This is a genomic window from Ensifer sp. NM-2 (assembly GCF_003024455.1).
GTDB lineage: Bacteria > Pseudomonadota > Alphaproteobacteria > Rhizobiales > Rhizobiaceae > Ensifer > Ensifer canadensis.
In genome coordinates, this window is record NZ_PVZR01000006.1 from 324,561 (window position 1) to 340,434 (window position 15,874).

General features: G+C 61.9%; 11 protein-coding genes. 8 read left to right on the plus strand and 3 right to left on the minus strand.

The annotated features are described in order from the left end of the window. Positions 1–156 precede the first annotated feature (156 nt). The 3 genes from C6558_RS15225 (at position 157) to C6558_RS15240 (ending at position 1,357) form a co-directional block, all read left to right on the plus strand. A complete protein-coding gene (locus C6558_RS15225) occupies positions 157–402 on the plus strand; it encodes a type II toxin-antitoxin system ParD family antitoxin (protein ID WP_199197037.1) in 246 nt (81 codons plus the stop codon). Continuing rightward, on the plus strand, positions 395–688 hold the full coding sequence (locus tag C6558_RS15230) for a type II toxin-antitoxin system RelE/ParE family toxin (RefSeq protein WP_025429150.1): 294 nt from the start codon (positions 395–397) through the stop codon (positions 686–688). The genes C6558_RS15225 and C6558_RS15230 overlap by 8 nt, the downstream gene beginning before the upstream one ends. Before the next feature lie 324 nt (positions 689–1,012). Then, entirely contained in the window at positions 1,013–1,357 is a 345-nt protein-coding gene (locus tag C6558_RS15240) for a hypothetical protein (RefSeq protein ID WP_038577932.1), read from the plus strand. A gap of 123 nt (positions 1,358–1,480) precedes the next feature. Here the strand turns inward: C6558_RS15240 and C6558_RS15245 are convergent, their stop codons facing one another. Next, a complete protein-coding gene (locus tag C6558_RS15245) occupies positions 1,481–2,623 on the minus strand; it encodes a Xaa-Pro peptidase family protein (RefSeq protein ID WP_107027504.1) in 1,143 nt (380 codons plus the stop codon). Between the two features lie 437 nt (positions 2,624–3,060). After that, positions 3,061–3,732 (minus strand): protein-L-isoaspartate(D-aspartate) O-methyltransferase, encoded by a 672-nt coding sequence (locus tag C6558_RS15255; protein WP_107027506.1) that lies wholly within the window; start codon positions 3,730–3,732, stop codon positions 3,061–3,063. Between the two features lie 491 nt (positions 3,733–4,223). Here C6558_RS15255 and C6558_RS15260 point away from each other — a divergent pair, with 491 nt between their 5' ends. The 5 genes from C6558_RS15260 (at position 4,224) to C6558_RS15280 (ending at position 14,723) form a co-directional block, all read left to right on the plus strand. Continuing rightward, entirely contained in the window at positions 4,224–5,219 is a 996-nt protein-coding gene (locus C6558_RS15260; protein WP_158268940.1) for a LysR family transcriptional regulator, read from the plus strand. Between the two features lie 116 nt (positions 5,220–5,335). After that, on the plus strand, positions 5,336–6,505 hold the full coding sequence (locus C6558_RS15265; protein WP_245449178.1) for an HlyD family secretion protein: 1,170 nt from the start codon (positions 5,336–5,338) through the stop codon (positions 6,503–6,505). A gap of 18 nt (positions 6,506–6,523) precedes the next feature. Beyond that, positions 6,524–8,092: a DHA2 family efflux MFS transporter permease subunit gene (locus tag C6558_RS15270; protein WP_107027508.1), complete on the plus strand. Its 1,569-nt coding sequence runs from the start codon at positions 6,524–6,526 to the stop codon at positions 8,090–8,092. Between the two features lie 485 nt (positions 8,093–8,577). Next, a complete protein-coding gene (locus C6558_RS15275; protein ID WP_158268941.1) occupies positions 8,578–9,474 on the plus strand; it encodes a LytTR family transcriptional regulator DNA-binding domain-containing protein in 897 nt (298 codons plus the stop codon). 254 nt (positions 9,475–9,728) lie between these two features. After that, positions 9,729–14,723 carry an autotransporter domain-containing protein gene (locus tag C6558_RS15280; protein WP_146160896.1) on the plus strand — a complete coding sequence of 1,665 codons (4,995 nt, stop codon included), beginning with the start codon at positions 9,729–9,731 and terminating at the stop codon, positions 14,721–14,723. 161 nt (positions 14,724–14,884) lie between these two features. Here C6558_RS15280 and C6558_RS15285 read toward each other — a convergent pair whose 3' ends face one another. Further along, positions 14,885–15,772 carry a helix-turn-helix domain-containing protein gene (locus tag C6558_RS15285; protein ID WP_107027511.1) on the minus strand — a complete coding sequence of 296 codons (888 nt, stop codon included), beginning with the start codon at positions 15,770–15,772 and terminating at the stop codon, positions 14,885–14,887. Positions 15,773–15,874: the final 102 nt, after the last annotated feature.

Sequence of the window (15,874 nt, forward strand, 5' to 3'; positions counted from 1 at the left end):
AGGAGCGGGGGCAACTCTGCGAAGCATGCCATCCTCTCGTCGTCCTGGTGCTAGTCCTACTGGGCACGTGAATTGATCGATGCACCCTGATCGTTTACAAAGATTGTCAATCCTTGTAGGCTTGGGCGGTGAAAGGATGCCCACATGCATGTCTCTTTGACCGAAAAGCTCGATGAATATGTCCGCGATAAGGTGGCGTCGGGCCTCTACAACAATGCCTCGGAGGTGATCCGCGAGGCGCTGCGTCTCAAGATTGCGGGTGAAGAATCGGATGCGTCGAAGCTGCAGCAACTGCGCGAGGCGCTGGATCCTGCCTGGCGTCAGGCCGACGCGGGCGCTTGTGTCCCCTTTGATCTGACCGCGATTCTCGATGAACTCGACCAGGAAACGGCGCGTGCCTGATTTGGCGATCACGCCGCTTGCTCGTGAGGATGTGAAGGAAATCGGCCGCTACACCCAGCGAACTTGGGGAGTGGCGCAGCGCGATGTGTATCTGCGTGGGTTCGCCGCTCTGTTTGAGCGTCTGCGCACCGGCGCGATCGTCGGCCGGCTGCGCTCCGAGGTTCGCGATGGCTTGCTGTGCTACCCTTACAATAGGCACTTGGTGTTCTTTCGAAGGGACAGGCATGGTGACGTGGTAATCCTACGCGTCCTGCATGAGCGCATGGATTTTGAGCGGCATCTATAGCCCTCTCCAAGGCGACAGCAGGTCGTGTCGTTGCCAGTTAAAAGCGAGAATGCGGCTGAACCTCGGTCTGATTGGGGCTGTCGGCGGAATGGGTCATTTCCTGCCTGCGATATTGATCCGTGTAAGAAATTAGTGCGGGAAAGGGCAGACGAAAGGCGTTGATGCCAACCGGCAGCGATCGCGTGAAACGTCCAATGGTTGCCGCCTTCACGATTGTCATACGAAGGACGAGCGCGGCAACCGCCGTTGATGCCGGGGAACCTTACCTGGCCTTTGTCGTTCAGTTCTCAATAGGCTCAACTGAACTCTATTGAGGAGGCGGACATGCAAAAGTCCATTCATAACCTTTTAGCGGCAGGCCTGCTCGCGGTCGGCGCTCTCACAGCCGTTTCATCCACGTCGTCGGCGCAGTCCCTCGACCTCTACATCGGCCCGGACGGACGTCCTGAGCTGCGCGATAGAGATCTAGACCGTCGATACTACGAGGACGAGTACGAGCGGCCTGGCTGTAGCGAGCGGCAAGCGCTTCGTCGTGCATCGAGACTTGGACTACGTGATCCGGAAATTCAGGCCGTGACACGCAGACAAATCGTCATCGATGGCGAACGGCGCGGGCGGTTCGTGACAGTCGCATTTGCCAATCGGCCCGGCTGTCCGCGCCTCGGCTAAGCGCGCTGCGTCATTGAACAGGCTGGACCGCCGCAAGTGCCTATCATCGGCCAGTCAGCCAGTTCGTCGCAGGCTACATCGCCTGGACTGATGGCATCATGCCCCCGAGCGCAGTCATGTCGTTCAAGCAAAAGGCTTGGTTGGGCCGGTGGCGGGTTGCGTGAACCAGCGCGGTCCAGTGTCAGACATGAATATGTGGTCTTCGAGCCGGATACCGAACTGACCTGGTACGACGATCATCGGTTCGTTGGAGAAGCACATGCCGGCACGAAGGCGCGCGCCGTTACCGCGCACGATGTATGGTTCCTCGTGGATCTCGAGGCCCAGACCATGACCGGCCCGATGGGGTAGGCCCGGTAATCTATAATCCGGACCAAGGCCCTCGCGCACGAGCACTGCTCGGGCCGCGTCATCCAGCAAGCGAGCTTCCACGCCGATCTGCGCAGCTTCGAAGACCGCCTGTTGTGCCTCGCGCTCGATCGACCAGACACGCGCAAACTCTGCATCCGCCTCGTCCAGCATGTAGGTGCGGGTGAGGTCCGAGTGATAGCCGTCGATGCGTGTGCCCGTATCGACGAGGATCGCCTGTCCCTTCTCAAGCACCTGGTCGCCATCTGCCCCGTGAGGCAGGGATGTGGCGGTTCCGAATGATACGATACAAAAGGTCGAGCCACCGGAGGCGCCGAGCGCGCGATGCTGTTCATCGATATAGCGCACGACATCGGAGGCCCGTATACCCGGCTCCATCATGACGTGTGTGCGTTTGTGAACCTCGAGGGTGAGGTCCATCGCGTACTGGATCAACTCGATTTCGGCTGCTGACTTGCACAGTCTGAGATCACGGATCAAACGAGCACCATCGCCGATGCGATCAACGCCGAGTTTCCTGACGAGCTCATGATAGGCAAACAGCGGCAACGCATCGTCGAGTGCGAGCTTGCCAGTGGCCGCAAGCAGTGAAGCAATGAGCCGAGCTGGGCTTTCCTCTTCCTCCCAAGTGGCGATTTCGCCAGGCAAGTGCGGCAGTGTTTCCACGCGACTGCGCTCGAAACCCGGAACGATGTACGTAAGTGTCGTGGGTGTCACCAGCGCGCCGAGGAGACGTTCGCTTTGATGCCAGACAAGGCCAGTGAAATAGCGAAGGCTTTCTGTCGCTCCGATCAGAACGGCTGAGAAACCGGCAGCCTCCATGTTTTCGCGCAATCTTCCCAGTCGCGCATGTCTTTCCGTAGCGGAGATCGAGGCAGGGCGGGATGGCAAAGGCATGTCGGCTCCTGTGTCAGAATCTTTGAGGCGTTGCCAATGTACGAGGCTAAAACCCATCTGTCGATTTTATATATTTTATATGTAGGCAATTTGTCGACAAAGATATTTGCGCGACACCCACCAAACTAAACGAAGGGAGCAGTGCAGCCGATGTTCTAATGTATCGATCGGATCCATTCCTGGCCGCAGCTCTCGATTTCATCGACCGGCAGAACAGTACCCAGAAACCGTGGTTCTGCTATTTCAACTCCATCCGCATGCACGGCAACACCCACCTGAAACCCCTGGCAAACTTCGTGCAGGCAATGATGCTGGCTTTCGGGTCAAATCCGCTCACATCAGGATTTTTGTCAATCAGCCGAGCGTCTGCATGGGCGTGGTAAACGATCCTCGGAATAGAATGTGAGGGTCTATTGCGCCAGATGGCCACACGGGCATCAGACCGTCTCGAGCCGGCCGAACCGAACCGGGATGAATTGCCGCGTCTCGAGTCGTCCCGCCGAATCCTTGTCAATGACAGTCAAAAACTGTTGTTCAGAGCCCATAGGAAGAACCAAACGGCCCATTGGCTTGAGCTGCTCGAGCAAAGCCGGCGGCGCCTCCTCGGCCGCCGCCGTAACCAGGATCTTGTCGAATGGCGCGCGGTCGGGCCAACCGCCAGACCCATCGCCGACACGAATGCCGACATTTGATATGCCGAGGCTCCGGAGGAGAGCCTCGGCATGGCTTGCAAATTCCTCGATGATTTCGACGCTCCAAACTTGCCCGGCGAGCTCCGCGAGGATTGCGGCTTGGTAGCCCAAGCCCGTGCCGATCTCGAGCACTGCCTCATGCGGTTGGGGATCAAGGAGATCGATCATGAGAGCGACCATGAAGGGCTGCGACACGGTTTTATCGAAGCCGATCGGCAGCGGCATGTCCTGATAGGCAAAGGGCGCAGCCGGGGCGGGCACGAAGAGATGCCGGGGCACCCGCAGCATCGCTGCCATCACCCGTTCATCGAACGCCGCCTTGCCCAGTTCTTCGCTTTCAAGGTCGGCATAGATCGCAATCACCTCGACCATGTGCCTGCGCAGAACCGCAAGGTGCTTTTCGTTCATTGGCCTCATGAGCGCGGGCCCTCCTCAGCCAAGTGGGTGCCAGCTAGGTTTCTCACATTAAACGGCCATGGGTATGCGATCGCAAGATCAAAAGGCCAACAATGGCCCCAGCGATCCGGCGCCTCACAGGCAAAGGCTTCAGAAGAGTGGAACTGCGGACCCAGCAGTGATGTCGTCCATTGTCTCACGCGGTCCCTTCTCTTGCGTGGACTGTCGCGCGTGGCGCAGTCTCGCTCAATTCAATGGAATTCCCATCCACCATAAAGGGCTCACCGAAGCCAGGTACAGGATGGCATCTGCAAGCAGCCTCTGACCGGGCTTCAAAGTGGCAGCGACCGTTTCATTCCGGCAAGGCCATTGCCGCACGTCTTCCTGCATCATCATTTCACACCTTCCCGTGGGTTCGCGCTCCAGCCCGCTGGCGGCGGCGGCGCGCATCTGACTGGCGGGATATGCGAAGCCCGGCTACATTAATCAAATGAATCAGGACCATGTCGGATATGCGTGACGTTCATAATCTCGATCTCAATCTCGTGCGGATCTTCAATGCGGTGCTGGACGAGCGCGGCGTCACCCGGGCAGCCGAACGCCTGCATCTGACGCAATCGGCTGTCAGCCATGCCTTGGCGCGACTGCGCGAGATCATCGGCGACGAACTGTTCATCCGCGGCTCCGACGGCATGCATCCGACGCCTCGGGCGGCCGAATTGGCGCAATCGTTCAAGCCGGCTCTCGTCCAGATCGAGGCTGCGGTGTCCGAGCCGGTTTTCAATCCGGCAACGTCCGAGATCGAGTTTTCGATCTCGACCTCGGACTACATCACCGCAACGATTGTCCCGGATTTGATGTCGCGCATGCGCAAGGCGGCGCCGAACGCCCGCTGCCGCGTGCGCGCACTCAGTGAAATGAACATCACCGAGGAACTCGATCGCGGGACAATCCATGTCGCCATCGGCGTTTTCGGCAAGACGCCCTCGCGCTTCGTCAGCGAACCGCTGTTTTCGGACCAAAGCGTCTGGCTGATGTGCCGGGATCATCCCGCCGCCTCGGGCGCCTTCGGCCTGCGCGAACTTTCGCTCTATCCGCAGATCGACATTCTGATCTCTGATCAGATCCAGGCGGGTGCCGGCGCGACAATCGATCAGGGCGGGCTGGAGCGCGCCTATATCACCAGCAATCCGCGGCATATCGAGGCCTTGCTCGGTGCCGAAGGCCTGGTGCGCAAGGTCGGAGCCACCGTTTCTCACATTTTGGCCGTGCCCTCGCTGGTCGCCGCGACCGACATGATCGCCTTCATGCCGCTGCAATTTGCCAGGCGCGCGGCCAAGGTATTGGGTCTGACCTGGAGGGAGCCGCCCTACCAGGCGCCGGCGTTTCAAATCTCCATGCTGTCACATCGCACCATGGGCGCACATCCGTCGGTGCAATGGCTGCGCAACGAGCTGATCGAAAGCGCCAGCGCTATGGCGTGGAAGAATGACGCCGGCTATCTTTGATCTGCATGAATGACATTCATTTTTCAAATGCCAATTGATCATTTCATTCATTGCCGCTCAGGGCTCATATTGTCGAAATCTTGATCTGGTCCAATGGACCCAAAGGATTTACGGCAATGAACGCAGTCGTCACGGAACTTCCCATTCAGGACAAGCGAACGGCTCCGACGCAGACCCCAGCAACCGGCCGGTCGCAGAGCGACGAGCCGAGGCAGACGAAAAAGCCGCGCCGCAAGCGGAGCTATATTGCCCTTACGCGCTCCGCGGTCATCGTCATGGGCATAGGCCTTGCCACGGTCATACCGCTCGGCTGGGGGCAGTGGGTGGCCGGCTTCACCGACCAATCGACCGACAACGCCTATCTGCGCGCCGACACGACGCCGGTGAGCACACAGATCGGCGGACATGTCCGCGCCGTTCTCGTCAAGGATTTCGAGCGCGTGCACGCCGGCGATATTCTGGCCGAGATCGATCCTTCCGAATATCAGGCCAAGGTCAGCCGTGCGCGGGCTGCTGTATCGGCGGCCGAAGCGGCGATCCGCAACGTCGATAGCCGCGTGCAGTTGCAGCACCGCATCATCGCGCAGGCGCAAGCGAGTATTCAGGCGACGGCCGCAGACCGCGATCGCGCGGCCGCCGAGCATGGTCGGCAGAAGACACTCGCCCGCGACGGCTGGTCGACCGGCCAGAGGCTGGAAGAGGCGCTTGCCGCCATCCGCCGCTTCGAAGCCCAGATGATCGAAAAGCAGGCTGAAGTCGATGCCGAACGGCAACAGTTGGATGTGCTTGGCACGCAGCGTGACCAGGCATCGGCCGAGCTTGCAAGCCGGCGCGCCGAGCTTGAGCTCGCCGAAATCGAACTTGGCTACACCAAGGTCATCGCGCCGACGGACGGCGTCGTCAATGTGAGCAGTGTGCGTGCCGGCCAGTATGTGTCGGCGGGGACACGCGTGATCTCCGTCGTTCCGCTGCCGAACGTCTACGTCGTGGCGAACTACAAGGAAACGCAACTCGGCAAAGTCCGGGTCGGCCAGGCCGTCACGATCGCCGTCGACATGTTTCCGGGTGAACGCCTTGCCGGCCGCATAGAACAGATCTCGCCGGCAAGCGGTTCGGAATTTGCCCTGTTGCCGGCCGACAACGCCACCGGCAACTTTACCAAGGTCGCCCAGCGCATCGCGGTGAAGATAGCGTTGACCGATGTGCCCGAGGGGCTGCGCCAGCAGTTGCGGCCCGGCATGTCGGTCGTGTCGACCATTCACACCGATACGCCCGCGAAGCTCTGAGGACGGGGAGGGCTGACGATGACATCCGTTGCGATCGCAAAGCCTGGCGTACCGTTGCCGGGCCTGAAAACCATCGTGGCGATCGGAGCCGTGCTTCTGGGCACCTTTACCTCGATCCTCAATTCGCGCCTGACAGAAATCGGGCTGGCGGATATCAGAGGCGCACTCGGTCTCGGCTTCGACGAAGCGTCTTGGATCACGACGGCCTATATCGTCGCCGAGGTCACCGCGATCCCGGCCGCAGTCTGGCTGCGCGGCATTCTCTCGCCGACGCGCGGGGTCATCATCGGCGCGGGGTTGTTTTCGATCTTTTCGCTCGCCGTTCCGCTCAGCCCGAACCTGCAGGTGCTTTTGACATTGCAGGCGCTGAGGGGACTGAGCGCCGGCATCCTCATTCCGATGGCTTATGCCGTCATCATGCGCCACTTGCCGCAGCAGCAGCGCCTGTATGGTCTGTCGCTCTATGCGTTGATTTCGACTGTCACACCCAGCCTTTCGGTCTCGCTCGAGGCCTGGGTGATCGATCGCCTGTCCTGGCAGTTCCTCTTCTGGCTCAATGCCGTCCCCGGCGCGCTGACAGTCTTTGCCGCCGGTTATGGCCTGGCGCACGAGCCGATCAAATATATGCGTTTCCGCAAGGTGGACGGTTTTGGGCTCCTGGCACTTTCGCTTGGCCTGGCGGCAGCGGTAACGGCGCTCGACCAGGGTAACAGGCTGGATTGGCTACACTCGGGCCTGATCGTCGGGTTGCTTCTGGCCGGCGTGTTCCTGATCGGCGCCTACTTCATCCACGCCGTGCTGCATCCGAAGCCTGTCGTCAGTCCGAAGCTGCTTTGGCGGCGCAATGTCGGGCTCGGATTGCTGATGATGTTTGCCGTCAGGCTCGCCATCATGTCATCCGCCTTCCTGATCCCGCAATATCTGATCCGCGTTCAGGGCTACCGGGCGCTCGAAAGCGGCGGGCTGTTTCTCAATGCGGTTATCCCGCAATTGCTGCTGACGCCCGTCGTCGCCTGGCTCTGCTACAGGGTCGACCCGCGCAATCTCTTGGCCGTAGGCGGGATCCTGACCGGCGGCGGCATCCTGATGGCGGTCAATCTCTCCAGTGTCTGGGCGGCCGGCGATTTCCTGTTGCCGGTGATGCTGCAGGCGCTCGGGGCGCCGCTGTTGGCGGTGCCGACCATGGTGCTGATCACCGAAGACATCCAGTTTCAGGAAATACCCTGGATCGCTTCGCTCGTGCATATCGTCAGGACCGTCGGGTCGGCCGTCGGCATGGCGCTTGTTGCGACGGTCGTACGCGTGCAGGAGCAGATTCATTCCAACCTGATCGGCCTTCATGTGCACAGCGGCAACCCCGAAGCGCTCATTCGTATAGAGACGCTCGCGAGCACGCTCCGGCCACGGGCGTCGGGCGAACAGGATGCGATAGGGCAGGCGACTGCAATGGTGGCCAGGGTGGTTCAACGGGAAGCCTATACAATGAGCTACGCCAACGCGTTCTTCCTGCTCGGCATCATCATGCTGCTGGCGACGGTGACGTCGCTCGCCATGCGTCGGCCATCGCTGCCGGGGCGGTTCCTGTAGCGGAAAAGCCACGTCTCCTTCGGCGTGTGGGGCGCGTCTGCTCTCTACCCGCGAAGCTTTCGCTCTGGCCCTGCGGCACAACCGCCAATATCGCTTCGTTTTGCCAACCATCGACCCAAAAAGGGGGGCTTGGGCGAAGCAGATGGCTCTTGCATTTTTCTCACGTTCAACCTCAACTGGCGGCCGTGGGCGGATGCTGCGTTGCGAAACGCTGCTGCATGACGATGGAGGGGGCCATCGGAACGCGCGCGCTTGAGTAATTATCGATTTCAGAGCTCCGCTTGTCGCCGCCCCTCGGCGATCATCGGACGTGTCCGTCGTTGTCACGCCATGGTTTCCTGGGGCGGCAACGACACATTGCGAAGCCTACCCCATTCCTTATTCACATATTGGTCGCCATGAACGAACAGTTTCAACCGTCCGACCTTTCCGACACAGCGCCGCCCTACGAGTTGATAGAAATTGCCGAGTGTTTCCAGCCAATCGTGGGACAGCCTTCGTATGACTGGGCCTATCTGGCGGCCACTCACCTCATCGGCTCGCCTGCCAACGTCGCGATTTCGGCAATCCTGGAGGAAACCGGCAGGCTCGCCGGCGCCGATCGCGCCTGGATGTTCGAATACGACGACGATCTACTGCGGTTCCGCAATACCCAGGAATGGGCCCGCGAGGGCGTGTCGTCGCACGTAGAAGATCTGCAGCAGACGCCGGTGACGATGATCGGCTGGCTGCATCAGTGGCTGGTCGCCGGCAAGGCGGTCATGATCAATGACGTCGCCAACCTTCCGCGTCCCGCGCGCGTCCTTCAGGCGGAAATGCTGCGTCAGAACGACAAGAGCGTCCTGTGCGTGCCGGTCTTTCATGACGGCACCTTGCGCGCCTGTATCGGCTTTGATGCGACGCGCGCGAAACGCCGGTGGCCGGTGCCCGAGATCCACCAACTTGCCCGCTGTGCAAAACTGATCGGCATCGCTCGCTATGGGCGAGCCCCGACGGACGGTCAACGCGACGGAAGCACCGTCAGCGCACTCAACGGCACCGAGCCCCTCGTGCATCTGCATATGCCGGGGCGCACGCGCGGCGTTCCGCTGGCAGCGATCGTCGGATTGCGTTCCGCCAAAGACTACACGCAGATCTGGTTGAGAGACGAAGCGGCGGTGCTCGATCTACGGCCGCTTTCGTTCTGGATCGGCCTGCTTCCGAAGTCGAAATTCCTGCGTATCCACCGTACGACGGTGATAAACATAGCGCATGTGACCGAGCTGGATCGTCATGCGGGCCCGACCAGGCAGGCTTGGGCAGTGCGCCTGCGCAGGTTCGATGCGCCATGGGCCGTATCACGGCCTTACAGGCAGGAATTGCGCAGCCGGCTGGGGATCTGAGATTGTCCACAGTCGCAGACCTCCCGCTTTGTCGTTTCGTCGAACCCGTAGGTTGTTTCGTCGATTGGCCGTTGCCGCTTTAGGGTTGCCGTGCAAGCCAGCATCCTGGGATATTTGGGATGATGGCGAGGGGCAAGCCTTTGAAGAAGATCAATTGTACGAACAAGGGCTTGGCTGGCTGGCTTGAGGGTGAGGAGAGCCGGGGTAATCGGCCGTTGGCGAGACGTCGCCCGGTGGGCGGCAGGCAACGCCTCTTGCTGAGCAGCACAGCGCTATGGCTGTTTGCCGCTTCTGGTCTCGCCCTTGGCATGGTCGCGATCACGCCTTCGTCTGCTGAGGCGGCAGGAAAGGGCGGCGCCGGCGGCAGCACAGGCGGTGCCGGTGGTGGCGTGGACGGAAACCTGCAGGGCACACCTGGCGCCGATGCGACCTATTCCGGAAATGGCGGCGGCGGTGGCGGGCCGGGTGCCGCCGGCGGCGCGGGAAGTCAGCTCGGTACCGGGGTTGCCGGAATTGGTGGCGCAGGCGGTACCGTTGGCAGCCCGAATGGAACGTCAGGCGGTAATGGCAGCGGCAGCAGCGGCAATTATGGTGGCGGCGGCGGCGGCGGTGGTGGCGCGCACGGCAGCGTTGGAGTTGCCGCTGGCCGCGGTGGCGATGGTGGTTCTTCGCCAAGTGGCGACGGCGGTGGCGGCGGTGCTGGTGGTTATGGCCGGATTGTCGCCTCTGGCAGCACCGATAGCATTACCGGAGCGACAGTCTCAGGCGGGCAGGGCGGACATGGCGGTGCCGGCGGGGGAGCGTCGGGAGGCGTTGGGATTGGTGGCAGCGGTGGTGACGGCGGTGATGGCGCCGCGCTGATCGGTGGCGGCACATTGACGGTGAACACGCAGCTTACCGGCGGCAACGGCGGCAACGGCGGCGCCGGCGGCGACGTTACCGAAAAGCGCAATGGTGATGGCGGCATCGGCATTAGCGCGTTGAACGGCGGCACGCTGATCATCAATGGCAGCGTGACGGGCGGCGTGGCAGGAAGCGGCGGGACGGGCGGCGCGCATGGAGCCAGCATTTTTGGCCGAAACCTGGATGTAACCCTGGGCGCCTCCGGGTCGATCATCGGCGGCAATGGCGGCAGCGCCAATGCCATGACCTTCGATGGTGGTGCGAACACGTTCCGGTTTCTCGCGGCGACGCCGGGTCTTGCGGGCAACATCGCGATCAACAATTCCGCCAGCCTGACGATCGACCAGACCGGTAGTGGCAGGATCAGCAATACGATTACCGGCAATGGCTCCCTCATCAAATCCGGCAACGGCACGCTGACGCTGACGGGGATGAACACCTATACGGGTGCGACGAGCATTGCGGCTGGCGGCACGCTTGCGCTGTCCGGCCAGGGTCGGATCAGCGCCTCGAGCGGCTTGACCGCCAATGGCATCTTCGACGTCTCGGCGGCTTCATCGGCACAAATCAACTCGCTTGCCGGCAGCGGGCAGGTGGTGCTCGGTGGCAAGACATTGATGATCAACAACGCCGCGGGCACTTTCTCCGGCGCGATCAACGGCACCGGAGGCATCTCGGTCAATGGTGGCACGCAGGTGCTGACCGGCACCAACGGCTTCACCGGCGGTGCCGGTATCGCTCAGGGCGCGACGCTGCAGATCGGCAATGGCAGCACCGGTGGTTCGCTCGCATCTGATGTGACCAACTACGGTGCACTGACCTTCAATCGCTCCGACAATGTCACCTATGCCGGCTCGATCAGCGGCCCCGGCTCGTTCTCGCAGATCGGCAGCGGCACGCTGACCTTGACGGCGACCAGCAGCAGCCGCGGTCCGGTAACGATCGGTACGGGCAGCACGCTGCAGCTTGGCAATGGCGGCACGACCGGCTGGATCGGCGGAACCAACAACTTCGTCGGCTCGATCACCAACAATGGTGCTCTGGTCTACAACCACTCCAACAATGTCAGCTATGCCGGCAAGATCAGCGGTACCGGCACACTCTCGCAGGCCGGAACAGGCAGGCTCACACTGACGGGCGACAGCTCGTTGTTCGGCGGCGCAATGTCGGTTACGTCGGGTACGACTTATGTCAACGGCCAGCTTGGCGGCAACGTCAATGTCGGCACCGGCGGTACGCTCGGCGGATCGGGCAGGATCGCAGGCGACGTGACGGTCGATGGCACGCTTGCGGCCGGAAACAGCCCGGGCACACTGACGATCGGTGGTGACCTGATACTGAACGGTGGCTCCACATCGGTATTCGAGCTGAACACGCCCGGTATCGCCGGCGGCGTGGGTGCTGGCGGAAACGACCTGGTGAAGATCGGTGGCAACTTGACGCTCGGTGGCGCGCTGAACGCCCAGGTGGCATCCGCCGGATATTACCGGCTGTTCGAATATGACGGTTCGCTGGCGGGTAGTTTTGCCGCGACCGCGGCGACATCGACGGCGCCGGGCTTCAGCGTTGCCAGCCATCAGGTCCAGACGGGCATCGCCAAGCAGGTCAACCTGTCGGTGCTCGGCAGCGGCCAGACCCTGCATTTCTGGGATGGAGCAGATACGGCCGGCAATGGCGCGGTCAATGGCGGCACCGGCACTTGGACGTCGGCCGGCACCAACTGGACGGGCGATCCGTTGCACGCCGGCATCAATGGCAGCTTTGGCGGATCCGTCGGCGTCTTTGCCGGCGCGACCGGTGGTGTGGTCAATGTCGTTGGCACGCAGAGCTTCGACACGCTGCAGTTCTCCACGACGACCGATGGCAGCGGCTACACCATCAATGGCGGCGTGCTCGCCTTCAATCCGGCAAGCGGCATGGCGGCAACGATCAATGTCGGCAGCGGCGTCGCAACGACGATTGGCACGGTGCTGCAGAACGGTGCAACCGGCAGCGGGCTCAACAAGGTCGGCAACGGTACGCTGACGCTGACGGGAATGAACACCTATACGGGCGCGACGAGCATTGCGACCGGCGGCACGCTTGCGCTGTCCGGCCAGGGTCGGATCAACACCTCGAGCGGCTTGACCGCCAACGGCGTCTTCGACGTCTCGGCGGCTTCATCGGCACAAATCAAGTCGCTTGCCGGCAGCGGGCAGGTGGTGCTCGGTGGCAAGACATTGATGATCAACGCCGCCGCGGGCACGTTCTCGGGCGCGATCAACGGCACCGGCGGCATCTCGGTCAATGGTGGCACGCAGGTACTGACCGGCACCAACGGCTTTACCGGCGGTGCCGGTATCGCTCAGGGTGCGACGCTGCAGATCGGCGACGGCGGCACCGGCGGATCCCTTGCATCTGATGTGACCAACTACGGTGCGCTGACCTTCAATCGCTCCGACAATGTCACCTATGCCGGCTCGATCAGCGGCCCCGGCTCGTTCTCGCAGATCGGCAGCGGCACGCTGACCTTGACGGCGACCAGCAGCAGCCGCGGTCCGGTAACGATCGGTACGGGCAGCACGCTGCAGCTTGGCAATGGCGGCACGACCGGCTGGATCGGCGGCACCGGCAACTTCGCCGGCTCGATCACCAACAATGGTACCATGATCTTCAACCGCTCGAACGACGTCAGCTTTGCCGGCACTTTTTCCGGCAGCGGTGCGCTGAGCCAGATTGGTACCGGCAAACTTACGCTGACGGGCGTCAACACATTTACCGGTGACACGGCCATCACGTCGGGTTCGCTGGTCGTCAACGGCTCGCTTGCAACCTCCCGCCTGACGACCATCTACCGCGGCTCTCGCCTCGGCGGCACCGGCACGCTTGGAAACACGACCATCCAGAGCGGCGGCGTGCATGCGCCCGGCAATTCGATCGGCACACAAACCATTGCCGGCAACTATACCAACAACGGCGTCCTACAGATCGAAGGCACGCCTGCGAGCACCGACAAGCTTATCGTTTCGGGCGCAGTTGATATTTCCGGTGCGACGCTTGATCTTCTGCTCTCTCCCAACACGGCGGCGAGCTGGAGCCCGGTCAACGGCCCGTTCATCCTGATCGACAAGCAGAGTTCAGGTGCCATCACCGGCACCTTTGCCTCGATCGTCGACAATCTGGTCTTCCTCGATCCGACCGTCGACTATAGCGGCGGCGACGGTAACGACCTGTCGCTTAAGCTGACCCGCAACGACATCAGCTTTGCCAGCGTCGCCCGCACGCGCAACCAGATTGCCGCTAGCACCGGTGTTGATGGACTGGGGGTTGCGAGCCCCATCGTCAATGCACTCTCGCTTGCAGCAACGCCTGAGGCCGCGCGCACGGCCTTCGACCTGCTTTCCGGCGAAGTGCATGCCTCCTTCCAGTCGATCCTGATCGAGGACAGCCGGTTCCTGCGCGACGCGGCAAACGATCGTTTGCGCTCGGTGCTTGGCGCCGTGGGTGCCAAGCAGACTTCCGGCAACAGCACGGCGGCTGAGACGGGCGAGCTCGCCATCTGGTCGCAGGGTTTCGGCTCCTGGGGCCGTTGGGATGGCGACGGCAATGCGGCAAAGGCGGATCGCTCCATCGGCGGCTTCTTCGTCGGTGCCGATACGCAGGTGGACGAATGGACCGTCGGCGCGCTTGCGGGCTATTCGCGCTCTTCGATGGACATCGACGCACGGTTTTCTTCGGCGACATCCGACAACTATCATCTCGGGCTCTATGCCGGTGGACAATGGGGCGACGCTTCGCTGCGAACAGGCGCCGCCTATAGCTGGCATGACATTGAGACGAGCCGCTCGGTTTCGTTCCCAGGGTTCTCCGATCGTCTTGACGCCGACTATGATGCCGGCACCGGCCAGGTCTTTGGCGAGTTCGCCTATGCCGTCAGGACCAGCACGGTCGAGTTTGAGCCGTTTGCCAATCTCGCCTATGTGCAGCTCAACCGCGATGGTTTTGCGGAACACGGCGGCGCAGCTGCGCTCGTGGGCAGCGACGCGTCGCAGGACACGACATTCACGACCCTCGGTCTGCGCGCAGCATCCAGTTTCGACCTCGGCGGTGTACTGGCGACGGCGCGCGGCACGATCGGTTGGAAACACGCCTTCGGCGATACGCTGCCGCTGTCGTCGAACGGGTTCTCGTCTGCGAGCACCTTTACCATCGCCGGTGTTCCGATCGCCGAGGATGCGGCGGTGCTCGAAGCCGGTCTCGACTTTGCTCTTACGCCGGATGCTAATCTCGGGCTGATTTACGCCGGACAGTTCGCCAGCGGCGTCAGCGATCAGACGTTCAAGGCAAATCTGAGCCTCAAGTTCTGAGGGATCCGATTCGACGCAGACAGCCGCTTGCCTAGGTCCTGTGTGATTTTGGCCGGCGGCTGTTTCGTTTCGGAAACGGAGGCGAAAAGCAGGTGGCGCAATAGGCAGCGCCATCACCAGCGGCGCGCGGCCGGCTCGGCAATTGATTGCCATCAGAGTGCCTATGCTCCGAGCTTCGAGCGCTCGGCAAGCCGCCAGGCCCTCGGTGTCATGCCGGTCTGGCGCAGGAAGAAGCGAGAGAAATAGGCGGGATCGGCGAAGCCGAGCCGGAAGCTGATCTCCTGCACGCTGCCGCGGGTGAAGACCAGCTCGCGCCGTGCTTCATCCGTCAGCTTGCGCGCGATGATCTCGTGGGCGCTTTGGCCGGTGATGCTGCGGGCGATACGGTTGAGATGCGTCGGCGATAGGCCGATCTCGCGTGCGTAGAACGCTGCAGGCTTGTGCGCGCGATGATGTTGCTGGACGAGGCTGAGGAAAAGTTCGACGCGTTGCTCGTTTTCCGTGTCGGCGGCGTCGTCCTCGACGGGTTGCGCTTCATCGAGGCGGGCGCCCAGTGTCAACGCCGACGTCAGATAGGCGTCGAGCAGATCGGTGCGGTGGCTCCGGCTGGCTTCCCATTCCGCACCCAGCCGCGCAAGGGTCAATGCCACATAGCGGCCGTCGTCGCTGCCGTCGAGGCGGGTGAGACGTGGCGTCGCCATCCAGGCGCCGAGCCGGCTGCGCTCGCCGGGCGATACCCTGAGATGCGTGGCGAGGACCGTGAACACGAACCCGTCGACATCTCGGGAAAAGCGGAAGCCATGGCTGATCGCCGGCGGCACGGTGATCATCACCGGCGGGCGAATGGGGTGCGCCGTGTCGCCGAACACTGCGTCTCCCGATCCGCCGGCAATGTACAAGATCTGAAAGAAACTCTCATGACGATGCAGCCCGATCTCCCAATGATGCAGGCTGCTGCGCGACGGGATCGTCTCACAATGCAGCCAGAAATCCGGTCGTTCCAGCGATGGTTCGCCGTAAAGCTGGTAGGTTGGAACCGTTCTTTTCATCGCCCGCAGCCGTTGGTGATGTTCGATTAGTGCAATTTCCTGACCGAAATGTCCATTGAGCCTGATGGCTCTCCCGAGCAGAGTCTTGTCAAAAGCCAATTT

What these genes read in the sequence shown, in the direction of transcription:
- C6558_RS15285 (WP_107027511.1), bottom strand. Translation starts at nt 15,772, where the DNA reads ATGAAAAGAACGGTTCCAACCTACCAGCTTTACGGCGAACCATCGCTG.
- C6558_RS15270 (WP_107027508.1), top strand. Translation starts at nt 6,524, where the DNA reads ATGACATCCGTTGCGATCGCAAAGCCTGGCGTACCGTTGCCGGGCCTG.
- C6558_RS15265 (WP_245449178.1), top strand. Translation starts at nt 5,336, where the DNA reads ATGAACGCAGTCGTCACGGAACTTCCCATTCAGGACAAGCGAACGGCT.
- C6558_RS15245 (WP_107027504.1), bottom strand. Translation starts at nt 2,623, where the DNA reads ATGCCTTTGCCATCCCGCCCTGCCTCGATCTCCGCTACGGAAAGACAT.
- C6558_RS15260 (WP_158268940.1), top strand. Translation starts at nt 4,224, where the DNA reads ATGCGTGACGTTCATAATCTCGATCTCAATCTCGTGCGGATCTTCAAT.
- C6558_RS15240 (WP_038577932.1), top strand. Translation starts at nt 1,013, where the DNA reads ATGCAAAAGTCCATTCATAACCTTTTAGCGGCAGGCCTGCTCGCGGTC.
- C6558_RS15255 (WP_107027506.1), bottom strand. Translation starts at nt 3,732, where the DNA reads ATGAGGCCAATGAACGAAAAGCACCTTGCGGTTCTGCGCAGGCACATG.